The sequence below is a fragment of the Thalassospira sp. ABD4_177 genome (genome assembly GCF_056160125.1).
The window spans coordinates 1,910,054-1,934,526 of record NZ_JBSWWO010000001.1 but is presented as its reverse complement, the minus strand read 5'-3'; the positions used below and the strand labels follow the sequence as shown (position 1 = coordinate 1,934,526).

21 protein-coding genes are annotated in these 24,473 nt (G+C 54.2%); 7 read left to right on the top strand and 14 right to left on the bottom strand.

What is annotated here, in order from left to right; genetic code table 11:
- Positions 1-92 precede the first annotated feature (92 nt).
- Positions 93-596: an Hsp20/alpha crystallin family protein gene (locus tag ACXAF0_RS08820; protein WP_475345509.1), complete on the bottom strand. Its 504-nt coding sequence runs from the start codon at positions 594-596 to the stop codon at positions 93-95.
- 298 nt (positions 597-894) lie between these two features.
- On the opposite strand from ACXAF0_RS08820, the gene ACXAF0_RS08815 reads away from it, so the two are divergent.
- From ACXAF0_RS08815 to ACXAF0_RS08805, 3 genes are all read left to right on the top strand, one after another.
- Entirely contained in the window at positions 895-1,989 is a 1,095-nt protein-coding gene (locus tag ACXAF0_RS08815; RefSeq protein WP_475345508.1) for an NADH:flavin oxidoreductase/NADH oxidase, read from the top strand.
- 171 nt (positions 1,990-2,160) lie between these two features.
- The gene (gene dctP / locus ACXAF0_RS08810; protein ID WP_475345507.1) at positions 2,161-3,144 is read left to right on the top strand and encodes a TRAP transporter substrate-binding protein DctP; all 984 of its coding nucleotides are present in this window, start codon (positions 2,161-2,163) and stop codon (positions 3,142-3,144) included.
- Positions 3,145-3,146: 2 nt separating this feature from the next.
- On the top strand, positions 3,147-5,018 hold the full coding sequence (locus tag ACXAF0_RS08805; protein WP_475345506.1) for a GGDEF domain-containing protein: 1,872 nt from the start codon (positions 3,147-3,149) through the stop codon (positions 5,016-5,018).
- Between the two features lie 101 nt (positions 5,019-5,119).
- Here ACXAF0_RS08805 and groL read toward each other — a convergent pair whose 3' ends face one another.
- Together groL and groES are read right to left on the bottom strand one after the other, a co-directional pair.
- The gene (gene groL / locus ACXAF0_RS08800) at positions 5,120-6,778 is read right to left on the bottom strand and encodes a chaperonin GroEL (protein WP_475345505.1); all 1,659 of its coding nucleotides are present in this window, start codon (positions 6,776-6,778) and stop codon (positions 5,120-5,122) included.
- A 60-nt stretch (positions 6,779-6,838) separates the two neighbouring features.
- Positions 6,839-7,126: a co-chaperone GroES gene (gene groES / locus ACXAF0_RS08795; protein ID WP_044827408.1), complete on the bottom strand. Its 288-nt coding sequence runs from the start codon at positions 7,124-7,126 to the stop codon at positions 6,839-6,841.
- A 386-nt stretch (positions 7,127-7,512) separates the two neighbouring features.
- Here groES and ACXAF0_RS08790 point away from each other — a divergent pair, with 386 nt between their 5' ends.
- Complete coding sequence (locus ACXAF0_RS08790; RefSeq protein ID WP_475345504.1) at positions 7,513-8,286, top strand: hypothetical protein; 774 nt, start codon at positions 7,513-7,515, stop codon at positions 8,284-8,286.
- A gap of 9 nt (positions 8,287-8,295) precedes the next feature.
- On the opposite strand, the gene ACXAF0_RS08785 is transcribed toward ACXAF0_RS08790, so the two are convergent.
- The 5 genes from ACXAF0_RS08785 to ACXAF0_RS08765 form a co-directional block, all read right to left on the bottom strand.
- Positions 8,296-8,880: a nucleotidyltransferase family protein gene (locus ACXAF0_RS08785; RefSeq protein WP_475345503.1), complete on the bottom strand. Its 585-nt coding sequence runs from the start codon at positions 8,878-8,880 to the stop codon at positions 8,296-8,298.
- A complete protein-coding gene (locus tag ACXAF0_RS08780; RefSeq protein ID WP_475345502.1) occupies positions 8,877-9,875 on the bottom strand; it encodes an XdhC family protein in 999 nt (332 codons plus the stop codon). Before ACXAF0_RS08780 ends, ACXAF0_RS08785 begins: the two co-directional genes overlap by 4 nt.
- Positions 9,876-9,929: 54 nt before the next feature.
- Positions 9,930-11,276 (bottom strand): c-type cytochrome, encoded by a 1,347-nt coding sequence (locus ACXAF0_RS08775; protein WP_475345501.1) that lies wholly within the window; start codon positions 11,274-11,276, stop codon positions 9,930-9,932.
- A gap of 120 nt (positions 11,277-11,396) precedes the next feature.
- Positions 11,397-13,655 (bottom strand): xanthine dehydrogenase family protein molybdopterin-binding subunit, encoded by a 2,259-nt coding sequence (locus tag ACXAF0_RS08770; RefSeq protein ID WP_475345500.1) that lies wholly within the window; start codon positions 13,653-13,655, stop codon positions 11,397-11,399.
- Positions 13,652-14,107, bottom strand: coding sequence for a (2Fe-2S)-binding protein (locus ACXAF0_RS08765; protein WP_475345499.1), 456 nt, complete (start codon positions 14,105-14,107; stop codon positions 13,652-13,654). The genes ACXAF0_RS08770 and ACXAF0_RS08765 overlap by 4 nt, the downstream gene beginning before the upstream one ends.
- A gap of 558 nt (positions 14,108-14,665) precedes the next feature.
- Between ACXAF0_RS08765 and ACXAF0_RS08760 the strand changes: the two genes are divergently transcribed.
- Complete coding sequence (locus ACXAF0_RS08760; protein ID WP_475345498.1) at positions 14,666-15,313, top strand: hypothetical protein; 648 nt, start codon at positions 14,666-14,668, stop codon at positions 15,311-15,313.
- Positions 15,314-15,450: 137 nt separating this feature from the next.
- Positions 15,451-16,125 carry a hypothetical protein gene (locus ACXAF0_RS08755; RefSeq protein ID WP_475345497.1) on the top strand — a complete coding sequence of 225 codons (675 nt, stop codon included), beginning with the start codon at positions 15,451-15,453 and terminating at the stop codon, positions 16,123-16,125.
- A 333-nt stretch (positions 16,126-16,458) separates the two neighbouring features.
- Here the strand turns inward: ACXAF0_RS08755 and ACXAF0_RS08750 are convergent, their stop codons facing one another.
- Positions 16,459-17,418, bottom strand: coding sequence for a rhamnan synthesis F family protein (locus tag ACXAF0_RS08750; protein ID WP_475345496.1), 960 nt, complete (start codon positions 17,416-17,418; stop codon positions 16,459-16,461).
- Between the two features lie 51 nt (positions 17,419-17,469).
- On the opposite strand from ACXAF0_RS08750, the gene rfbC reads away from it, so the two are divergent.
- Positions 17,470-18,027 (top strand): dTDP-4-dehydrorhamnose 3,5-epimerase, encoded by a 558-nt coding sequence (rfbC, locus tag ACXAF0_RS08745; protein WP_475345495.1) that lies wholly within the window; start codon positions 17,470-17,472, stop codon positions 18,025-18,027.
- A gap of 6 nt (positions 18,028-18,033) precedes the next feature.
- On the opposite strand, the gene rfbA is transcribed toward rfbC, so the two are convergent.
- The 5 genes from rfbA to glmU form a co-directional block, all read right to left on the bottom strand.
- The gene (rfbA, locus tag ACXAF0_RS08740) at positions 18,034-18,915 is read right to left on the bottom strand and encodes a glucose-1-phosphate thymidylyltransferase RfbA (RefSeq protein ID WP_475345494.1); all 882 of its coding nucleotides are present in this window, start codon (positions 18,913-18,915) and stop codon (positions 18,034-18,036) included.
- Entirely contained in the window at positions 18,908-19,819 is a 912-nt protein-coding gene (gene rfbD, locus ACXAF0_RS08735; RefSeq protein WP_475345493.1) for a dTDP-4-dehydrorhamnose reductase, read from the bottom strand. Before rfbD ends, rfbA begins: the two co-directional genes overlap by 8 nt.
- Entirely contained in the window at positions 19,812-20,882 is a 1,071-nt protein-coding gene (rfbB, locus tag ACXAF0_RS08730; protein WP_475345492.1) for a dTDP-glucose 4,6-dehydratase, read from the bottom strand. The genes rfbD and rfbB overlap by 8 nt, the downstream gene beginning before the upstream one ends.
- Positions 20,883-21,094: 212 nt before the next feature.
- On the bottom strand, positions 21,095-22,918 hold the full coding sequence (glmS, locus tag ACXAF0_RS08725; RefSeq protein ID WP_475345491.1) for a glutamine--fructose-6-phosphate transaminase (isomerizing): 1,824 nt from the start codon (positions 22,916-22,918) through the stop codon (positions 21,095-21,097).
- An 80-nt stretch (positions 22,919-22,998) separates the two neighbouring features.
- Positions 22,999-24,345 carry a bifunctional UDP-N-acetylglucosamine diphosphorylase/glucosamine-1-phosphate N-acetyltransferase GlmU gene (glmU, locus tag ACXAF0_RS08720; RefSeq protein ID WP_475345490.1) on the bottom strand — a complete coding sequence of 449 codons (1,347 nt, stop codon included), beginning with the start codon at positions 24,343-24,345 and terminating at the stop codon, positions 22,999-23,001.
- Positions 24,346-24,473: the final 128 nt, after the last annotated feature.

The window sequence follows — 24,473 nt, the reverse complement described above, 5'->3', positions numbered from 1 at the left end:
CCACATCGCTGACAGAAACAAAAAAAGACGGGCGGTAAAACCGCCCGTCAGTCTATCAGGGGATAATCTTCTTTCGGGAGGTGAGACAATCCTTAGCTGGAAACCGCAATCTTGCGCGGTTCAGGCTTCTGTTCTGCTACCTTCGGGAGAGTGAGCACCAGAACACCGTTCTTGAAGGATGCGGAAATGTTATCGGCATCAATGGTATCATTCAGACGGAAGGACCGCTTGAAGCTGCCATAGCTGCGTTCAACAACATGCGCACCATCGGTGCTTTCACGGCTGAATTTCTTTTCACCGGTGATGGTCAGAACACCGTCGAGCACTTCGACATCGACATCATCCTGATCCACGCCGGGAAGTTCGGCGGAAAGTTCAAAGTGATCATCACCGTCATAGATATCGATCTTCGGGTTCAGCACAGCCTTGGCTGCATCTGGGCCTTCTGCTGGTGCCTTGGCCGAAGCAGCAGTACGGTCGCCAAAGATCGAACCGATCATGCGGTCGACATCACGGGAAAGTAGGGTGAAAGGATCACCATAGGTCGGTGCCGAAGACAGACGACGGGATCCATTAAGAGTCTGAAGACCAGTCATTATAGTACCCTCCATTACAGACGAGTAATCTTGCGCCATCAGTCCAGACCAGGCTGCAACCTTGACGCGTATCGGGGCACCATGCCCCGTTCCAACCTTGAGATAGATCGGGTGAAAAATTCCGCAAGTATCACCAAGCATTTTTTTGAATTTTTTCGTCAATTTTTCTCAAGCCGCCACCAAGCCCTTCCAATCACTGAAATAATTTGGTTTCGCACTGGCGAAGGATGCCCCCGCGCGATAGCTTCATGTCATTGTCATGCGCACAGCCGCACCCCCCGAATAAAGGACGAATGTCATGAGCACACTCTTTACGCCCCTGAAACTGGGGTCGCTTGAACTCGACAACCGCATTGTCATCGCCCCGATGTGTCAGTATTCCGCAGTGGATGGCAAAACAGCCCCGTGGCATGACATGCATCTGGGCAACCTGGCGCAATCCGGTGCCGGGCTTCTGATCATCGAAGCAACCGCTGTTGAGCCCGCAGGCCGGATTACCTATGGCGATGTTGGCCTGTGGGATGACGAAACCGAAGCAGCCCTTGCCGGCACGCTTTCGGCGGTCCGCAGCCATTCCGACATGCCGGTTGCCGTCCAATTGGCCCATGCCGGGCGCAAGGCATCGTGCGAAAAGCCGTGGCTTGGCGCCCATGCCCTGTCCCCGGATCATGAAAATGGCTGGCAGGTCGTGGCCCCATCCGCCATCCCGTTCAAGGAAGGCGATCCGGTTCCCGAAAGCCTCACCAAGGCAGGGATTGCCGAAATCGTTGCGGCCTTTGGTGAAAGTGCGAAACGCTCTGTTCGTCTTGGCTTTGACGCCATCGAAATTCATGGTGCGCACGGCTATCTGTTGCATCAATTCATGTCGCCCCATGCCAACAAGCGCGACGATGAGTATGGCGGATCGTTTGAAAACCGCACCCGCCTGGCACTGGAAGTTTACGACGCCATCCGGGCGGCCGTCGGGGATGACTATCCGGTCGGCATCCGGATTTCCGCAACCGACTGGGTTGAAGATGGCTGGGATCTGGACCAAAGCGTGGCGCTTGCCAAATTGCTTGAAGAACGCGGATGTGACTTTATCCACGTGTCTTCTGGCGGCCTGCATATCGACCAGAAAATCCCGCTCGGCCCGAATTATCAGGTGCCTTTTGCCGCGCGCATCAAGTCGGAGGTGTCGATGCCGACCATCGCGGTTGGCCTGATCACCGAGGCCGAACAGGCCGAGGCCATCACCTTTACCGGGCAGGCCGACGCCATCGCACTGGCGCGTGGTATTCTGTATGATCCGCGCTGGCCATGGCATGCCGCGGCAACCCTTGGCGCAGAGGTCAAAGCTGCCCCGCAATACTTGCGGTGCCAGCCGCGTCACCTGAAAAAGCTTTTCGGTTAAACGGGTTAAGGCCCTCCAACCGCAAAACTAGACAAAAGGATAGGTGCTTTGACTTGCGTCAAGGCACCTCACTGACACCAAAGGTAGTTTCGCCCCAAGAAAGAATAATTCTAAATCTGCCCGACCTCCCCGGTCTGGCGCCGTATGGCGAGTTACCACAAAATGCCCGGAATGATTTTAACAGTCCTGGCGGCCCTGCTGTTTTGGGGCACGCCGACCAAGGCTGCGGATATCCAGATTTCGACGGAAAACACGACGTCGCATTTTCAGACGATCTTTTTGCTGAACTATGCCGAGGCACTTAACGCCGAAATTCCGGGACATCATTTCGAAGTCATTCATTCCGCCCAGGCATTTAGTGACCGCGATGTCGCCGAAGCCGTTTCCAGCGCCCGTGTCGCCATTGCCGCCCCCGGCGTCTGGCATCTGGGGCAATATAGCAGCGACCTGAACGCGCTGCTGCTGCCGAGCTTTATGGGGCTTGGCGCTAAAGACGTCCGGAAACTGGTTGACGGTCCGGTTGGTCAGGCCCTTGATCATTCCCTGCAAGCACAGCTGAACGTCAAGGTGATTGGCAAATGGCTTGACCTTGGCCCGGCCCACATTTTCACCCGCAACAAACGCATTGGCAGCTTTGAAGACCTCAAGGGACTTCGCATTCGCTATGCCGGCGGCGAAGCCAACGCGCTGCGTCTTGCAGCCCTGGGTGCTGAACCGGTGCTGATCCCCTGGCCCAATGTCCCGGAGGCACTTGATCGTGGTGAAATTGACGGCCTTTTGACAACAAGTAGTACCGTTGTCAGCGCATCCCTGTGGGAATACGGCATCCGGCATGCGTTCCTCAGCCATTCCTACTATCCGTTTTATGTCCCGATCATCTCGGGTGACATCTGGAAACGCCTCGGCGACGATCAACGACGCGTCATCACCAATGTCTGGGACGTGATGATTTCGGCGGGGCGCGATCTTGCTGTGCGCCATCAGGAAAAATCAATGAACGTGCTGCGTGACAATGGTGTCGTCGTCACAGCACCAAGCGATGCTGAACGCGATGGCGTACGTCGGGCACTGGCCGGGCACCAACGCGAGATGGCCGAAAAGATCGGCATCTCCGAGCAGACCTTTGATATTCTTACGCAACACGGGGATGACTGACTGTGGGCGTCGCGCGTCGCAAACACCATGACTGGCGCCAGGTGCTTGGCGAAGAATTCCTCAGCATCTTCCTGTCGATCGGGTTGCTGGTGGGGGTTCTGTTCATGCTTGCCCATCAGACGGTGACAGAACATCGCATCGCGTCTCAAAAGGCGCTTGATACCGCTGCATTTGGCATTTCGACCTATGCCGACAATCTGTCGAGCATTCTGACAAAGGCAGATGGCGTTGCCCTGCTTGCAACCCGCAGAGTGTCAGAAACCGAAACCATGCCCGCGCCGCTTGTCAAACAAATGACGGCCATTGTTCAGGATGACGCTGACATCAGTGGCTTCATTCACATCAATGAACATGGCGAAATATCCGACAGCTTTGTGTTTCAGAACATTTCCCGGCGGATGTTAAAAACCGATGCGATATTGAGCCGTCATCGCGATGCCTGGATTGAACCGGCCTTTCTGCGATCCGGAGACCTTGGCCTGAAAACCGGTGAAATCGCCACGGAACGCGGCGTCTGGCGTGACGATGGCAGCTTTGCCGGCGTGGTTATTGTTCTGGTTTCGGTTGGAAGCCCCTACGAAAACACCCCGCTTGAGAAATTCCTGACCGAGGCAAGAATTCGCGTTGCCGGTGCCAATAGCGAAAATATCCTAACCAACCAGTATGCGCTGGCCAACACCGTTATCGATTGGCTGAGTGTTCAGGACGAAACCAGCTACTGGTACAGCTATCATAACCAGGAGGCGCTCCATGCCGATATGGCACGGATTGAAGACAAGCTTGTCCTGTCTCACAGCAACCTGCCCGGCCTGCCGCTGACGGTCTATCTGCAGATATCGACCGACCGGTTCTTTGAAACCTATTATTCGACCCGGCAAAACGCGATCATTGCCTCGATTGTCATTGTTGGTGTCGCGGCTGTGTTTCTGTTGCGGATCAAACTCGACCGCCAAGCCAAACGCACAAGCGAGCAGAAAAGACAGGCACTCGATCAGCGCCTGCAATTTGCCCTCGACACGGCGGGTCAGGGTCTCTTGGACTGGAACATTCCCGAAAAGCGCGGCTATTTCTCTGACAGCTTCTATCGCCTGCTTGATATCGAAAATGACGATGACAAGCTCAATGTCGAAGACCTGCGCCAGCGCATCCATTCAGACGACCGTCATGCGTTCAACCTGGCGCTTAATGCCCATCTTGCCGGGCATACCCCCTCCTTTGAGGTCGATGCGCGCATCCAGATCGGTGACACCGATCGTTGGGAATGGTTCAGCCATGTGGGGTCTGTGACGGAACGAGACAGGTTCAACAACCCGGTCCGGGTCATCGGCCTGCTCAAGAACATTCATCATCAGAAGCTGCATAACCTGAACCTTGAATTCGAGGCATTCCACGATCCGTTGACCGGTCTGTTAAACCGTGCAGCCTTCGAAGACCGTATCGCACGCATTCATGCCAAAAGCAGCCGCACCGGCACGCCATATGCGCTGGTGATGATCGATATCGATCACTTCAAGCATGTGAACGATACCTATGGCCATAATACCGGTGACATTGTGCTTCAGCATGTCACCAGCACAGCATCCAACACATTGCGGTTTGAAGAGGAAAAACTGTTCTTCCGCCTTGGCGGTGAGGAATTTGTTGTCCTGCTGCCCGATACGGACGGGGAAGCTGCCCGTTTTGTCGCCGAACGCATCCGTGAACGGATCGAAATATCCCCCACCACGGTCGACGATACGGATATCTTGGTAACCGTTAGTGCGGGTATCGCCTGCTATCAGCGCGGCGAGAGCCCCGAGGACGTGCTTGTGCGTGCCGACCATGCGCTCTATCAGGCCAAGGAAAACGGTCGCAATCAAAGCTGCCTTGAATAGGCGCTTACCCTTCGCACTTTCGGCAAGCCGAACACCCAAAAACAAAAAGGGCTCCGCAATTGCGGAGCCCGTCTCGTAGTGCTTGGTCGGTTGGGTGAGGCTTAGAAGCCCATGCCACCCATGCCACCCATACCACCCATGCCGCCCATGTCAGGCGCGCCGCCAGCAGCCGGGCTATCGTCCGGCTTCTCAGCGATCATGCATTCGGTGGTGATCAGCAGACCTGCGACCGATGCTGCGTCCTGCAGGGCAGTACGAACAACTTTGGCCGGGTCGATGATGCCAGCTTTGACGAGGTTGGTGTACTCGCCCTTCTGAGCGTCGTAACCGAACTCTACGTCGTCCTGCTCAAGCAGTTTGCCAGCAACAACCGCGCCGTCTACGCCAGCATTGGTTGCGATCTGGCGAACCGGTGCCTGCAGGGCACGGCGAACGATGTCAACACCGATGGTCTGGTCGTGGTTTTCACCTTCGAGACCTTCAAGTGCCTTGACGGAGTACAGCAGAGCCGTACCACCACCAGCTACAATGCCTTCTTCAACAGCAGCGCGGGTCGCGTGCAGGGCATCGTCAACGCGGTCTTTACGTTCTTTCACTTCGATTTCCGAAGCGCCACCGATTTTGATCACTGCAACGCCGCCTGCGAGTTTCGCGAGACGTTCCTGCAGTTTTTCACGATCGTAGTCAGAGGAGGTTTCTTCGATCTGGGCACGGATCTGGCCAACGCGTGCTTCGATCTGTGCTTTCTCACCAGCACCATCAACGATGGTGGTTTCTTCTTTGGTGATGGTAACCGATTTCGCGGTACCGAGCATGTCGACGGTAACGTTTTCCAGCTTGATGCCGAGATCTTCGGAGACAACCTGACCACCGGTAAGGATCGCGATGTCTTCGAGCATGGCTTTACGACGGTCGCCGAAGCCTGGTGCTTTAACAGCAGCGATTTTCAGGCCACCGCGCAGCTTGTTGACAACGAGCGTTGCCAGTGCTTCGCCTTCGATGTCTTCAGCAATGATCAGAAGCGGCTTGCCGGACTGAACGACCGACTCAAGCAGCGGAAGGATCGGCTGAAGCGAGGAGATTTTCTTGTCGAACAGAAGGATGTACGGAGCATCCATTTCTGCGACCATTTTCTCCGGGTTGGTTACGAAGTACGGGGACAGGTAACCACGGTCGAACTGCATGCCTTCGACAACGTCGAGTTCGGTGTGCAGGCCTTTGGCTTCCTCAACGGTGATAACACCTTCGTTGCCAACTTTTTCCATGGCTTCAGCGATCATGTCGCCGACTTCACGGTCACCGTTAGCGGAGATGTTACCAACCTGTGCGATCTCGTCACGACCGGCAACTTTACGTGCACGGCTCGAAATCGATTCGATGACTTTGGAAGTTGCGAGGTCGATACCGCGCTTCAGGTCCATAGGGTTCATGCCGGCAGCAACGGACTTGTTGCCTTCACGAACGATTGCCTGTGCCAGAACGGTTGCGGTCGTGGTGCCGTCACCTGCCAGATCGGCGGTTTTCGACGCGACTTCGCGAACCATCTGCGCGCCCATGTTTTCGAACTTGTCGGTCAGTTCGATTTCTTTGGCGACCGAAACACCGTCCTTGGTCACACGCGGTGCGCCGAAGGATTTTTCGATAACAACGTTACGGCCTTTCGGGCCAAGCGTTACCTTGACAGCATCTGCCAGGATATCGACGCCACGCAGCATTTTAGCGCGTGCATCGGTGGAAAATTTTACGTCTTTAGCAGCCATAATATTCTTTCCTCTCTATGAGACGGATGAACGTGGACTTAAGTCACCCAAAGGGCTGGCTTATTCCATGATGCCCATGATGTCGGATTCTTTCATGATCAACAGCTCTTCGCCATCAACCTTGACTTCGGTGCCCGACCATTTGCCAAACAGGACTTTGTCACCTGCTTTGACGTCGAGGGCTGCAACCGAGCCATCGTCTTTGCGAACGCCAGAACCAACAGCGACGACTTCGCCTTCCTGCGGTTTTTCTTTGGCGGTATCCGGAATAATGATGCCACCGGCAGTCTTGGTGTCGGATTCGACACGACGTACCAGGACGCGATCATGCAGCGGACGGAACTTCATTTTAGACAACTCCGTGTTTAAGCTAAGGCTCGTTAATAACTAAGACTAACCGGGATGAGCCCGTATTAGCACTCACCCCCGGCGAGTGCTAACAGCATTTATTGGAGTGCCTGTCCAAAGTCAATAGGGAGATCAAAAAAGACGCGGAAATGTCACGATTTTTGCCCTTTGGCGCCTGTGCGGCGCAGCAAAAATTTACCGTGTTTTCAAGGCGGCGCGATCAGAACATTTTAAAGCCCCCAACGCAACCCCGGACCATCCCGCCCAAACGCCGACATCCTGGATTTCAATTCCCTAGGAAAGAATCGTGTTCACCGTTAAGGTGCAAACAGAAAGCGCAGCTCAACCCACACCAATGACCGCGCAAGTATCACCGGATTGCAACGATGTCGTGCCGTAAAACTCCGCCGATCCCGACTTTTGGGCATTTCATGAAAAGCCGCCATCAAGCAGTGCGGTATGTGTCGCGCTTTGCACTTGCCTTTGTCACCCTCGTGCCTGCGATCAGCTCAAGCGCCTTGGCCGATGAGGCGGACTACAAGTGCCCTGAAAAAATTGCCTATATCGAAAACGAACCGATGTCGCAAAAGGCGATTGTGATCCTGCAAAAAATATATGCCGATCTGGGCTGCCCGCTTCAGGCGGTCAAACTACCCGGGCGCCGTGGCCCGCTACATTTCAACGAAGGTCTGGTGGATGGGGAGTTGCTGCGTGCCATTCCGGCGGAAAAAAATTACTCACGCGCCTTTGTCCGTTCATCAGTGCCCCTGCGCGAGAAATCAAACCGGCTGTGGCGCAATCCGAATGACCATGATCCGCAAACGCCGATTGCCTTTACGCTGGGTGTGATCTGGCAAGAAAAGTTCGCCAAAACTAAAACCGCCAAGACCGGTATCCCGAACAAGCCGATGATGTTTAACACCGAACTGCATGACGCCTATGCAAATGGCCGCGTAACGCGCTTCCTCGCGGCAGATACAAATATTGACGACATGATCGCAAAAGGCATTCTGGGCGACACCCCGGCACCGGTGATCGAGGAAACGATTTCCGTCCTGCCGCTCTATCACTATCTCGGCGTGGAATACGCACCATTCATGAAGAAGTTCTCCGAACTTGTCGCCAAGACCGACCCGTTTCATACAGCACAGGATCAGTGATCAGCGCGATCAGGCGATTGCGACTGCTGCGGCAAGGTCGTCCTTGGTGTCGACATCAATCAGGGCGCCGGGCAAATCCACCGCTTGGACATTTTGGCCTTCGCGATTGATCATTTCCTTTGCCCCCTTGGGGCCATCAAGTTCTGAGAGTTCTTCCCAGCAGTTTCTGGGAAAAATGGCCGGCACGCCCAAGCCATGGGGGTACTGTGTTGCGACGATCGCCGTGCCGTCAAAGGCATCAATCAGTTTCTGATAATCTTCTGCATGCAGTCGGACCTGATCACAAACCGCAATCAGAACACCGTCGCAATAAGCCGCCTGCTCCATCACTGCCCGGATGCCAGCGGCAATCGAATTGCCCATGCCGCGCGCCCAGTCCGGATTGCGAACCACATGCCCACGGCCCGTGACCTCGCCGACGATATCTTCGTGATATGCGCCCAGAACAACAAAAGGCGCGCTTTCGCAGGTTCCTGCAATCAGATCAACCGTATGACGCAAAAGCGACTTTCCTGCGATCTCTGCCAGTTGCTTGCGCCCGCCGAACCGCTCGCTGGCCCCGGCAGCCAGAATAAGCCCTGCAAGTTTTGTCATTCTGCGACCTTCGCCATATGCAGGTTGCTTTCCCTGTAAAGAACCCGATGGATCCCCGAAAGGATCGACAAAGCAATGCTTTCGGGAAGTTGCCCCCCAATATCAAGCCCGGCAGGACTGGAAACCGGGAATGGCAATTCGTGTTCCTTGAGCCCGGCATGATCAAGCACATTGGCAAAGCGGTGACGCGGCCCCAATGCCGAAACATGCCGGATGTTTGAGGTACCCAGTGCCTGCAGGGCATCGCCATCAATCGATACGCTGTGCGCCATAAGGATGGCGGCATCCACACGGTGCTGATCGGCATAGGTGCCCAGTGACGCGATATCGCGCACAATCGCGCTGACATTCGGGAAATGGTCCGCACGGGCATTTGCCGGACGCGGATCGGCAAGGCTGACCTGCCAGCCCATTTCACGGGCGATATTGGCAACCGGACGGGCATCCAGACCACCCCCGACAATCAGGATATGCGGCTCTGGCCGAATGGGTGTGACCAACCAGTCATCGCCACGCTCATCGGGCTTGATCGTGGCGACCTGTTGGCCGGGCAAAACCCGTGGATCAAGGTCAAACCGGGCTTCGGCCGCACCGATTTTCTGATGGAAATAACCGCTCTCGCGGTCTTTCAGGGCATGGCGCAAATCGCCAAGGCCAAGGTCATTCGTGGCAGTAAGGGGCTGCAGCATGATGTATACCTTGCCCCCACAGCCGACACCCAGCTTGAAGAACACGTCGTCTTCGTCGTTGCCGTCATATTCAAGCATGACGACCTTGTCCGTGACCATCGCCCGGCGGGCATTGCGGATGATGTCTGCTTCCAAACAGCCGCCGCTCAGCAATCCATGTTGGCTGCCATGCCCGTCGATCAGCATCATCGCCCCGGCCTTGCGATAGGCGGAACCTTCGGTCCGGTACACGGTACCCAGAACCCATTCCGTCTGATCACGACCGTCCCACCAGACATCCAGCATCTCAGAGAGTTGATGGCTCATATCAGGCTTCCTTCATGACAATGATGCTGATCGCGTTTTGCATGGCATATCCAATCAGCGCATCTGCAAGATGATCACATCGATGCTGGCCGGGTCGGTATGGCTACGAAGGGCAGCCACTTCTTCCGCACTGACAGCATCACCATGGTTGCCCCAGCTTGATCGCACATAAGTCAGCACCTCGGCCATCTGGGCATCCGAAAGGTGCTCACGATAGGGCGGCATACGGTAAGTGTCCGGCACACCATTCGCGATGACACGCGGTGACCCGTTCAGCGTCACATTGATCGCAGACTCCGCCTCGGGGGCGAGCATGGACGACACACCGGCAAGCGGCGGGATCCATTCATTCTGCCCCAGACCATCACGACCATGACAAAACGCGCAGTTCGTCGCATAGGTCCGCGCACCGGGCACCTTGTCGGCAACATCGCGTGACAGATCATCTGCGGTTGCTTCATCATATGCCCAGACCGGTCCGTCATAATCCGGATCCGCCGGCAACGATTTCAGATAATGGGCAATCGACATCAGATCATCATCGGTCATGAACTGGGTCGAGTTGTTGAACGCCTCAACCATCGATCCGAACACGACGCCATGTTCATTACGGCCATCCTTGAGATAGGCGTAAATGTCTTCTTCGCTCCAACGGCCAAGACCGATATTGGGATCATTACGCAGGCTTGGCGCGTACCAACCATCGAGCAATGCACCAGACAGATATTCCGGGCTGCTTTCATCAAGCGCGACTTCGTTCATCGCCGGACCACGCGGGGTATGGCAACTGCCACAATGCCCCGGTCCCTGCACCAGATAGGCACCCCGGTTCCACATATCGTCTTCGGATGCCTTGGCCTGATAGACCTCACCCTCGGTGAATGCAACATTCCAAAGGGCAAGCGGCCAGCGCATATTGAGCGGTTCTTCGATTTCGGTCGGCTTGTTAGCCTGTTTGACCGGTTCGACACCTTCCATGAAATAGGCATAAAGCGCCTCGATGTCCTCATCGGGCATCTTTTCATAGGACGGGTATGGCATTGCCGGATACAGACGATGACCATCCGCCGCCACGCCATGGCGCAGTGCGCGATCAAAATCGGCAAGGCTGTAATTGCCAATACCGGTTTCCGGATCCGGGGTAATATTGGTGGTAAAGATCGAGCCAAGCGGCGTGCCCATTTCAAGCCCGCCGGCAAAGGCCTTGCCGTCCGGGGTGGTATGGCAGGCAACACAGTCCCCAAGGCGGGCAACATATTCGCCACGCGCGATCAGGTCTTCTGATGGCGCAGAGGCGGTTACATCATCAAAGGGCGAAGACGGCGTATGTGTCGCGATCCAGGCAGTGCCGGCCGCGCCAACAACAACGACGCCCAAGACAGTCAGAAACAACTTTTTCAACGGAATCCCCGTTTTTGTTTGGTTTGGTTTTAACGCGAAATCCAAACGCAGATCAGCACGATGCGGGCGTTGGGCGATCACAGAAAATCTGTGACCGCCGCTGTATCTGCGTTAAGGGGCCTAGCTTTCAAAGCGCAGGTTGCTCAGCGGCATGTCCCGCACGCGCTGCCCCGTAAGGGTCGAAACCGCGTTGGCAACTGCCGGCAGAACCGGCGGAAGCCCCGGCTCGCCAATACCACCCATCGGCGCACCGCTTTCGACGATACGAACATGGACGTTGGGCATCTGATCAGGCCGCAGGATCGGATACAGATCATAGTTCCGCGCGGTCGGTTCGCCATTCTCGTAAATGGCTTCTTCCATCAGAATTTCCGACAAACCAAGTGCGGTTGCGGAATTAACCTGTGCCTCGATGATTGCCGGGTTGACGATGCTGCCCGGATCAATTGCTTCCCAGACATCATGGACAACGACCTGTCCGTTTTGCATGGAAACCTCGGCAATGGCAGCAGACTCACTGCCAAACGGCGATGCCATACCGACACCACGTGCGCGCTGGCTGCCATCTGCTGCGGTGAACGGACCGCGTTTCCAGCCACCGGACAAATCGCCAACCGCCTTAAGCAAGTTGGACAGACGTTCATTGTCCTTAAGCAGAGCTAGGCGCAGTTCATAAGGATCCTGCCCGCCCTGATCGGCCATTTCATCAAGGAACGTTTCATAGAAGAAATCATTCATTGAATGGCCAACCGAGCGCCAATAAGCCAGCATCGCCGGCGTTTCGACATAAACCTGCGCAATCCGGCGGTTGGCAATGGCGTATTTCTTGCCGGTCAGACCTTCAAGCGCGGTCGGATCCATGGAATCCGGATTGTGACCATAAATGCCCTCGGTCGGGCCTTCGGTCGCACTGATGGCTTCCAGACCAACCGGCATGCCATCCGCATCCAGACCACCGCGGAATTTCACGGCTGCCATCGGACGCAGCGGATCGCGCAGGAATTCTTCCTCACGCGTCCAGATCAGCTTGACCGGACGCCCGACTTCCTTGGCCAATTGAATGGCCTGGGGATACGGGTTGGCTTCCGGATACAGGAAGTGACGCCCAAAGAACCCACCCAGCATCGGCGAATGGATATTGATCTGGGATGCATCAAGGCCGGTAATGCCGGCAATCTGCGACTGAAACTGTTCCGGTGCCTGGTTTGGCATCCAGATATCAAGGGTTCCGTCATCGTTAAACCGTGCAAGGGTCGATGGCGGCTCAAGCTGCCCATGATGGACGAATTGGCTGCGATAGGTTGCCTCAACCGTGGTGGTCGCATTCGACAATGCCGAACTGACATCACCTTCTTCTTCGCCAGCCTTGCCAGCACCGGTTTCATTGGCCAGACGTTCGGAAAACGCCGCGGTCGAGAAATCTTCGGGCATATGGCGGATTTTCGAACCATCCGCATCGCGTGTGACCCACTCAACCTGAAGCGCCTCTGCCGCGACCTTGGCATTCCACCAACGTTCCGCAACGACCGCGACAGCACCGGCTAGGCGATGGATCGACATCACGCCTTTCATCGCGCTGACTTCAGCTTCGTTGACGATATTGCCAACCCCAAGGCCAAAACGCGGTGCGTGCTGAACAGCGGCATGAACCATGCCATCAACCTTGCAGTCGATGGCAAAGACGGCCTTGCCCGTTGCCTTGTCATGGATATCAAGACGATCCATCGGTTTCCCGATCCAGCGGAAAGTCGACGGATCGCGAAGCTCGATGCCCTCGGGATCGGGGACGGCAAGATCAAGCGCGTCTTCGGCCAGATCACCATATGGGATCTTGTTGCCGGTATTGCTGTTTAGGACATACCCCGGTTCGGTCGTCAGCTGTGCGACCGGAACGCCCATGCGGTTGGACGCCGCCTGCAACAACATCTGGCGCGCAGACGCACCCAGTTTGCGCATGGTCGAATAGCTCGTACGCACCGACATACTGCCGCCGGTGATACGCATCTGGTTATTGATCACCAGATAGTCGGGACCGGCCGGCGCACTTTCGACAACAAAGCTTTTGGGATCGGCATCCAGTTCTTCGCCAACAATCTGTGCCATGGCGGTAAAGATGCCCTGCCCGCCTTCAACGAACGGGCTTTGCAAGCGCACCGTATTGTCAGGACGGATTTCAAGGAAGGCCGGCACACGGGTGCCCGGTGTCACCTCGCCACCACTTTGGGCGCGGGCCTTACCCACGGGCAGACCGAAACCAAGAACAAGTGCGCCGGTTGTCGCGCCGGCGGCACCAAGCAGGAAGCGACGGCGTGAAATATTGACCGGTTCGCCTGTCGGGAATTGTTCTTGCTCTGATGCAGAAGGTTTCAGCTGTTTCATGACGCATCTCCTTCCGCAAGGTCTTTGACCGCGGCGTGGATTGCATTGTAGGTGCCGCAACGGCACAGATTGACCATCGCCGCAGCAACGTCATCTTCGGTCGGGTTTTCGACTTCTTTGAGCAACGCGGTTGCCGCCATCACCTGACCGGACTGGCAGTAGCCGCACTGGGGAACCTGATGTTCGACCCATTTTTCGACCACACGCTTGCCGACCGGATCACTTTCGATGGCCTCAATGGTGGTAATTTCCTGTCCTTCGACAGCATCAATCGGTGTGACACAGGAACGGGTCACGACACCATCGACCATCACAGAGCATGCACCGCACTGTGCGAGCCCGCAGCCAAACTTGGTGCCGGTCATGCCAAGGTTATCACGAATGACCCATAGCAGCGGTGTGTCGCCCTCTGCGTCGACATCATAGGTCTCATTGTTGATTGTCAGTTTCATGGCGCTCTCTCCAAGTTCGGTTCTGCGACGGGACCGGATTTTTGGCGTGCCATTCGCCCGTCGATCTCTCGGGCCTGTCTGATGTGCGTCCGGGTTTTTGGACGTGTTTTTGATTGCTTCCAGTCTGCCCAAAAAAATTAATCGCGCTACGGCATTCTTTTAATAGTACTTATGAGCCAGACAGATAAATCACCGTTATGGACGGGATGGCTTCGGGATTTTGGCTTCTGGCTTGCAGACTTTCTGATATGTGGGGACCAACCCTGCCCGGCACAACCAAAGCCGGTTCAGCACAGGCCCGTGGCAAGATCAGGCCAGATCGGGAAAGGCAACAATTCAAAAGCCGTCATGAATTTGCTCAACGCAGGCCCGCGACCAAAGTTCCGATCACCAATTTAAAAACAGATGACAAAAAGCGTTTGCTCTACCCTTGAGCAAAGGTCTCTGCGTCCCAATCTATTTTGGGACAAGCATCTGATTTGGCTCCTGAAAGTAGTGCAGCAGACAATGACGCCCGGACCACGAATATCCTTGATCCTGTTCGTGTTGGTACTTTTGGTGCCTGCCATCGGACATGCGCAGGACGCAAATGACTGCCCCAAACAGCTGAGCAGCGTCAGCAATGACCGGCTGGCTGGCGAGGTCACCAAAGTGATGGTTGATATTTATGAGCAGCTGGGCTGCCCGGTTCAGGTCGTAAACCTGCCGGGGCGCCGGGGCTTTATCGCCTTTAATGAAGGACAGGTTGACGGGGAAATGTTCCGCTTTCCCCTGGCGACCAAACGCTATTCGCGATCCTTCGTGCAATCATACGTTCCGTTGCTTCAGATTTCCAACAGTTTATGGGCAGCCCCTGGCAGCAAATTGCACTCTGACGGTCCCGTCGGATTTGTGATCGGTCTGGCGTGGCAGGAACAGTATTTGTCCGAAGACCCAACCCAACCGACAAGCGGCCATCGCGATTTGGATGACGTCATATCGCACTACAATCTTGGAACCTTTGATCGCTTCCTTGCCGAAGACGAAACCATTCGTCTCGCCATCCGTGAAGGCGCCTTTGCCCCCGGGAAAGAACCAATCCAGATCGAAACGCTTAAGGTGGGATCGCTTTACCACTTCCTCGGGGCGGAATTCAGTCCGTTCATGGAGCGTCTTTCCAACTATCTTTCCAAGCACCAACCTTTTGAGCAAAACGGCAAGATGTAAGAAGTCAAAGACATCTGGTTCTCAATGCTGGCCTATTGCGCAGTGACAGGAAAGGCCCCACATGCAATCCTTCTAAAATAACAGTTCCAGATACAGAAGTCGGTCAAATGCTCGGAAAATGCTTATGCAAAACCCTAATGTTGGCGCTACTTTTGTCTGTTGGGATGTCTCGGACAGTTCAGGCAGCAGAACCAACAGATGCCTGCCCGAAACGGCTTGGGATGACCGCCAATAACGAGATGACGCAACAAACCGCCAAAATTCTGGTTGATGTCTATGCCAAGCTCGGATGCCGCATCACGCTGGTCAAGCTTCTTTCACGCCGCAGCTATGTTGCTTTCAACAAGGGGAACATAGACGGCGAAGTTTTCAGAACACCTTTGGCCGCCAGCCATTACACCCGAGCGCACATTAGATCAGAGAAGCCCTTGTTCGAGGTATCCCAAAGTCTTTGGGTGAAACCGGGATCAGAAGATCAATCCCACAACTCAGTCGGCTTTCTGATGGGCATTGCCTGGCAAGAAGACTATCTGGCGCGAAGCGGCCTCCCCAAGAGCGGCCACCGGCATATGAGTGACCTGATAAATCACTACAACAAGGGTATGATTTCTCAGTTTCTTGCAGCCGATACCAACGTTCTCGCTGCGATCGAAAACGGCGATTTCAATGAATCCGTCATTCCTGAACGCAAAAACACGATCGTGATCGACCCGCTATATCATTTCCTCGGCGCAGAATACGAACCGTTCATGAAACGGTTTTCTGAGTATATGGTCAAACATGATCCGTTTGGACGCGGCGCTACGATTTAGGTGGTGCTTCTTAGACTAGTTTTGCTTCCCATCTACAAGAAAATCAGGACACAAACGTATCCGGTTTTTTGATGTGATATGGCAAGAAACCTATTCCACCGTGCCAGAAGCCATATCGCCCAGTTTGGCAAGTCCCGGCCCGTCGGAGACAAAGATCAGCGCTCTTTACAGAGTATCAAAGCAGTAAATCAGAAAATTCAAGCGTCATAAGTTGACGCTAAAGATACTGAAATGTCTGAGCGTTTCATCAGGCCACGAAGTTTTGACTAAAGTTCGTCGTCTTCAGGGAATGTAAGTGTTGCGTCATTATAGTACATGAGTTGGATGGGCAAATCACTCTGAGGATCGCTTCGGAACGGCTTTTATACCCGATGGCAAAACCATCATGAACACTGGAATCCCAAGTAGTTTCACATAGAAACGCCACCATTTTTTTGACTTCGTATAATGCGCTTTAGTAGCAACAAAGCGATCATGCAGCCAATACGTCTTAAAGGTCGGATAACTATAGCTGTAATGAGCAGGAGAAGACGTCCCAAGATAGCGTCTGATAAGGTTATCGACCAAAAACCTAGGGTATACGTTGTTAAGTGTATCAAGCCATTTATCAAGTTTCGGTGCCATATTTGGGTTCAGCCGAAACAGTTTGACCTTAACAAGAGGACAGTGCTTTTTTTTCCAGACTACAGGAAAGAAAGCCGTTGAGATCGTTATGTCGGAAAAAAACCAACCACAATAGGTATCAGAATGGTAGCCGTGATCATGTAACAGATCTGAAATACCAAATTCATACTTATCAACCACGGCATCTTTTGATTCTTGCCTCTCTACACCTTGCCAAAACCGGAGGAAAACAGGGTCATTTAAGATGACTTTTCGAAATGCGATGAAGTAGCTATTTATACTAAAGTGCTTTTTTTTTCGCAGATACGTGCCGGTTATCCCCCAGAAATCACATGTTTTTCGGTCCATACTTTTAAAGACCATGTTGAAATCACTGATTGGACCAAAGCAAGAATCATTCATCACGATCACTTCGTCGTAATCAGCCACTTGGTCCCAGATTCCAGTCAGAGCGATTTTCCAGCTTCCGAAATCGTACATTCCATGGTTTTCAGCAAAAAGGCACTCAGCATATTTTGAAACCTTCTCTTTCTCAAATTCGGACAACTTACTGTCTGAGACAAAAACAATACGATCTGCATGAGGCTTGATGCCTTCTAGCAACCTCAAGACATAATCGTCGACAACAGAGTCTTTGTCGAAATGCGCAAATGCAATTAACCGTTTCATCTGGTATCCGTACGCTATATTAATTCTTTCACTCTTTATAAGGTTGCACAGATGCAATTTAAAGACATGGAAATCCCTGACGTTAAGTTGATTTACCCGAAAAAATTTGGTGATGATCGCGGTTTTTTCTCTGAGACCTACAACATGGCAGACTTCTCCAAAAACGGTATTGAAATGCCATTTGTACAGGACAACCACTCACTATCACGAAACACCGGCGTCCTCCGGGGTCTGCACTTTCAATGCCCTCCGTTTGCTCAAGACAAGCTAATCAGAGTCATAAAAGGTCGAATTCTTGATATAGCCGTCGACATTCGCACTGGCTCTAGCACCTTTGGAAAATGGGTGTCTGCAGAGATAAGCGCGGACAAATGGAACCAGATGTTTGTGCCTGCCGGCTTTGCGCACGGTTTCGTTACGTTGGAGCCGGATACCGAAGTCAACTACAAGGTATCAACACCCTATGCGCCAGAGAGCGAAAATGCGATCAAGTGGAATGACCCCGATCTGGCTATCGACTGGCCGTTTAGCGAAGCCGAAGTCACTATTTCCGAAAAAGACGCAACCGCAATGAGCTTTGCCAGCTACTGCGAAAACCCGGTATTTTAAGCCGGCTCACAATATGTCATAAGTTTGTATAACCGTCTGCAGATATGCCCTATAGGAGCTTGCGCCAAATTCGCTCAAGAGCTTTTCAAACTGCGCGACCGAAATCAGGCCTTTTCGAAGGGCGATTTCTTCCGGGCAGGCGATCTTGAGGCTTTGACGACTTTCCACGGCACGAACGAAATTCGCCGCATCGAGCATCGCGGCATGAGTGCCGGTATCAAGCCAGGCATAGCCACGGCCCATTCTTTCGACCTTAAGCGTGCCGCGGGCGAGATAGGCTTTGTTCACATCGGTAATCTCAAGCTCACCGCGCTTTGACGGCTTGATCGATTTGGCGATTTCGACCACGTCTGAATCATAGAAATACAAACCGGTGACCGCAAAGTTCGATTTGGGATGTTCGGGTTTTTCCTCGATATCGAGCGCCACGCCATCCCGGTCAAACTCAACCACCCCGTATCGTTCGGGATCCTGAACGTAATAGGCAAATACGGTTGCGCCATCGGGTTGGGCCATGGCGCTTCGCAACAGATCGGTCAGGTTATGACCAAAATAGATATTGTCACCCAAAATCAAACAGCAGGGGTCATTACCGATAAAATCAGCGCCGACAATAAATGCATCTGCAAGACCGCGCGGCTCCGGCTGCACCGCGTATTCAAGATTAATCCCCCACTTTGAGCCGTCACCTAGCAAGTCTTTAAACAGCGGCACATCGCGCGGTGTGCTGATAATCAGAATGTCCTTGACCCCCGCCAGCATCAGTGTTGTTAGCGGATAATAGATCATCGGCTTGTCATAGACAGGCTGCAGCTGCTTGGAGACAACCAGTGTCGATGGGTGCAAACGCGATCCGGTACCGCCTGCCAGTATGATCCCCTTACGCATCTGACGTCTCCCCTGGAAGATTCTCAATAACCGCGTTCAAGCTTTCTTCGACGGTTGGCAACTGTATCGCGAATGTCTCGGTAAAGCGCTGGCTCGACATCACGGAATATTCGGGACGCGTCGCAACGGTCGGATATTCCGAAGACGGCACAGGCGTGATGTGACAGTTCTTGCCTTTCCAAGCAGCCCCCCAAACCTGCACAGCCACTTTGTGGATGCGATTGGCAAATTCAAACCATGTTTGCGGCTGATCGGATGACAGATGATAGGTACCGAACTTGTCAAAATCCCTCGCAACCGCCTCTTCGCAAAGCTTGAGAATAGCCCGCGCCAGGTCATGGGCGCTGGTCGGGCATCCGGTCTGGTCATTGATGACACGAAGTTCATCTCGTTGCGCCATAAGATTGAGCATCGTCTTGACGAAGTTTTTCCCGAACGAACTGAAAACCCAAGATGTGCGAATTATCAGGTGCTTTTCCAGTGTCTCTCTGACCGCCTCTTCACCGGCAAACTTGCTCGTACCATACACGCCCAACGGCGAAACCGGATCTTGCTCGGTATAGGGTTTTGACGCCCGCCCATCGAACACATAATCGGTTGAAACATGGATCAGAGGCACGGAGCGTTTGGCAAGCGCCTCTGCCATCGCACGCACAGCATCGCGATTGACCTTGAATGCGATATCCGCCTGTTCCTCGGCCAGATCAACTGCGGTATATGCTGCGGCGTTCACCACGATATCCGGTTGTACGCGGTTGATGACCCGGTCTATCTGGCGAACATCCTCAAGATCACATTCATCCCTGCCGGCGAAAACCAGCTCGGCATTGGGAAATTCATCGCCGCACATGGCAAGGCAACTGGCGAGCTGACCATTTTTCCCAAACACGAGGATCTTAGGCATCGGCTTGCCCCTTGGCACTGCCCAGACGTTCACCGGCATATTTGGTTTTCAAGATCGGCTCCCACCAAGCGCGATTATTCACATACCACGCAACGGTCTGCCGCAGGCCGGTCTCGAAATCGTATTTTGGTTTCCAGTCCAACTCGGTCTGCATTTTGGTTGGATCGATGGCATATCGCCAGTCATGCCCCGGACGGTCTTTCACATATGTCACCGCGTCATCGAAGCTCTTAAACGAGATGTCCGGCACGATGTCACGCACCGTATCGAAAATCCGTTTGACGACATCGATATTGGTAAGCTCGTTACAGCCCCCGACATTGTATTTCTCGCCCAATCGGCCTTCCGTCAGGATTTTCACCAAGGCCTCGGCATGGTCTTCGACATGCAGCCAATCACGGGTATTCAGCCCCTCGCCGTAAACAGGAAGCGGCTTGCCATGCATCAGATTGAGCACCATCAGCGGAATAAGCTTTTCGGGGAACTGGAACGGGCCGTAATTGTTCGAGCAATTGCTGATCACAACCGGTAGCCCGTAGGTATGATACCACGCCAGAACCAAATGATCGGAGCTCGCCTTGCTTGCCGAATAAGGTGACGTCGGCGCGTACGCCGTTTCTTCGGTAAACAGCCCGTCGCTGCCAAGCGACCCGTAAACCTCATCTGTCGAGATGTGATGGAAGCGGAACTTGGATTTCCTGTCGGCTGGCAGCTTATCGAAATAGCCACGCGCGACCTCAAGCAAGGTGAACGTGCCCACCACATTGGTCTGAATAAAATCACCCGGCCCGTCGATAGAGCGGTCAACATGGCTTTCAGCGGCCAGATGCATCACCGCATCGGGCTGAAACGTGTCAAACAGCTCGATAATTGCATCCCGGTTGCAGATATCCTGATGGGCGAAATGGTAGTTGCCTTGCGCGGAAATCGACGCCAGCGTCCGCAGATCGCCAGCATATGTCAGCTTGTCGATATTGAGGACCTCATAGCCCTTCAACCCGGTCATATGCCGACAAACAGCAGATCCGATAAACCCTGCACCGCCCGTCACGATAATTTTCATTCTGCTCTCATCGAAAAGTTGATGGCGTGGAACAACGCTGCCTGCATCAAGGTTACATTGCCCGACCAATACTGTCGAACCTTCGGTTAACTTATTGCAAAGAAGTCTTATTTGGACGCGTTATTCACGCCCAAGATCCGTAATCCGCAAACAAAAAAGCCGAATGCAATTGCATCCGGCCATTTTTTGATACTTTTGAATAATCGCGACGATTATTCGACAGTTACTGATTTCGCAAGGTTACGCGGCTGGTCGACGTCGGTGCCCTTATGGACAGCAACGTGATAAGCCAACATCTGCACCGGAATGGTGTAAAGGATCGGTGCGACAAAATCGGCAACCTTGGGAAGCTCGACCGTGGCCGATGCGATATCGCCCAGTTTGGCAAGCCCCGGCGCATCTGAGATGAAGATGACGCGTCCGCCACGTGCAGCCGCTTCCTGCATGTTTGATGCGGTTTTTTCAAACAGCTCATCCGACGGTGCGATGACGATGATCGGAACCGACTGGTCAATCAGGGCAATCGGCCCGTGCTTCATTTCGCCCGCTGCATAGCCTTCGGCATGGATATAGGAGATTTCCTTGAGCTTGAGCGCCCCTTCCATCGCGATCGGATAACCAAGACCACGGCCAAGGTAAAGCACATCGCGCGCATCGGCGACATCATGCGCCAGCTGCTTGAGTGCATCGTCATGATGCAGGACCTCGGCGGCGTGTTTGGGTACCTCGGTCAGGGCCGTTACGATTGCGGCTTCCTCATCCTTGGCAAGGGTGCCGTTGTCACGCCCGATGGTCACCGCAAGGCAGGCCAGAACTGTCAACTGCGTGGTAAATGCCTTGGTCGAAGCGACCCCGATTTCAGGGCCAGCATAGGTCAGAAGTACCACGTCACTTTCACGCGCAATCGTGCTTTCGGGCACGTTGACGATGGAAACGATCTTCTGGCCCTTGGATTTCGCATAACGAAGGGCTGCCAAGGTATCAAGCGTCTCGCCCGACTGCGAAATAAACAGGGCAACACCCCCTTCTGGCAGCGGCGGGCAGCGATAGCGGAATTCGGATGCCACATCGACGTCAACACCAAGACCAGCATAACGTTCCACCCAGTGCTTTGCCACCAGACCGGCGTAATAGGACGTGCCGCAAGCCACAATCGTCAGGCGCGTTGCATCGGCAAAGGAAAACGGCATGTCGGGCAGTTTGATGGTCTGGGTCGCCGGGTTGATGAAGGCATGCAGGGTATCGCCAATCACCGCAGGCTGCTCGAAGATTTCCTTCTGCATGAAGTGATTGTAGTTCCCCTTGCCCATCATGGCACCCGAAACGGCTGACAGCTTGGTTTCACGGGTGACATCCTCGTCATTTTCGTCGCGCACCTGAACATGATCGCGGGTCATTTCGACCCAGTCGCCTTCTTCAAGGTAAATCAGCTTGTTGGTCAGATGCGACAGCGCCATGGCGTCCGAGCCGAGATACATCTCACCCTCGCCCAGACCAACAGCCAGCGGCGTGCCACGACGCGCGCCAAAGATGACGTCATGCTGACCGGCAATCATAATAACCAATGCGAAGGCACCTTCAATGCGATGCAGGGTGGCCGCCACCGCGTCACGCGGGCTTTTGCCCTGATCCAGAAAATCGGACACCAGATGCACCACCACCTCGGTATCGGTTTCGGTGGCAAATTCACGGCCCTTGGCAGAGAGTTCCGCTTTGATTTCCTGGAAGTTCTCGATGATGCCGTTATGAACGACAGCAACCTTGCCATCGGTATGCGGATGGGCGTTGTTTTCGGTCGGCACACCATGGGTCGCCCAGCGAGTGTGGCCGATACCAACGTCGCCTGCAAGTGGCGCGTCATCCAAGCGATTGGCAAGATTGATCAGCTTGCCTTCTGCGCGGCGACGTTCGATATGGCCATTGACCAGGGTTGCAATCCCGGCACTGTCATAACCGCGATATTCAAGGCGCTTGAGGCCCTCTAGGATACGATCGCTGACGCTGTCTTTGCCAATAATCCCGATAATGCCGCACATGCTGGTTTTCTTCCTGCTTTACTTCGCGTGTCGTCCAGCCACCCGGATGTGGGCGGCCATTTGATAATCTTTGGTTCGGGCTATTTCTTGCCGGTCAGTTCGCGCATTTTTTCGCGAAACTTGGCAGCCCAGCCCTTTTTCTCAATCCGTTCGGCTCTTGTCAGGGTCAGGGCATCCGCCTCAACCTTGCCGGTCACGGTACTGCCCGCCCCGACAATCGCCCCATCGCCAATTTCCACCGGTGCAACAAGCGATGAGTTCGAGCCGATAAAGGCGCCAGCCCCGATATCGGTATGCTGCTTGCGGAAACCGTCATAGTTGCACGTGATCGTGCCTGCGCCGATATTGGCCTTGGCCCCGACACGTGCATCGCCGATATAGCTCAGATGATTGACCTTGGCCCCGTCCTCGACGACGGCTTTCTTGATCTCGACAAAGTTGCCAACCCGCGCACCGGCTCCGATTTCTGCCCCAGGGCGCAAACGGGCGTAGGGGCCAATATCGGCACCCTCACCAACCACACAGCTTTCAAGATGGCTGAATGCCTTGATCACGACATTATCGCCCACCGTGACACCCGGTCCGAAAACCACATTCGGTTCAACAATCACATCACGGCCAAGCTTGGTATCGGCACTCAAAAATACTGACGCCGGATCAACCAGGGTCGCGCCTTCTGCCATCGCTGCTTCGCGCAGGCGGTTTTGAACGATGGCCTCGGCAACGGCAAGCTGGGTACGGGAATTGACACCAAGTGTCTCTGCCTCATCGACCTCGACCGCAACACAGCTTTGGCCATTTTTCTGTGCCACTGCCACCGCATCGGTCAGGTAATACTCATCCTTGGCATTGGCGTTATCAATCGCCTCAAGGGTTGCAATCATGTCTTCGGCCCTGAAACACATCACCCCGGAATTACAGAAATTGATCTGACGCTGCGCATCATCACATTCCTTGTCCTCGACGATTGCGCTCAAGGCACCTGTCTGCGCATCAGTCACAAGGCGTCCATATCCGGTCGGGTCTTCCGGGCGAAAGCCCAGAACCGCAACGGCATGATCATTTTCCTCGCGTGCTGCAACAAGGCGCGCCAGCGTTTCAGAGGTGAAAAGCGGACTGTCGGCATACAGCACCAACACATTGCCGCGAAGCCCCGAAAGGCCGTCACGCGCGGCCAAAACGGCATGGGCTGTGCCAAGGCGATCGGTTTGCTCAAAAGTCGGATGCGGGGAAACGGTCTTGATCAGATCGGGCATATCCGGACCGACAACGACCATGGTTTTTGTCGCATTCAGGTGGGCTGCTGTGTCAATGACATGACTGACCATCGGCTTGCCGGCGACCTTGTGCATGACTTTGGGCAGTGCACTTTTCATGCGTGTGCCCATCCCGGCGGCCAAAACAACAACACTTAGCTCAAGCGACATTTATTACCCTGATGGCTGCGATTGCGCAGCATCCCCTTTGAAAGTGTCATCACGACGATGTGTGATGCAAATAATCCAATTCGCAGCAAGTCTTAGAACATATTCTTTTCAAGCAAAACCCCATAAAG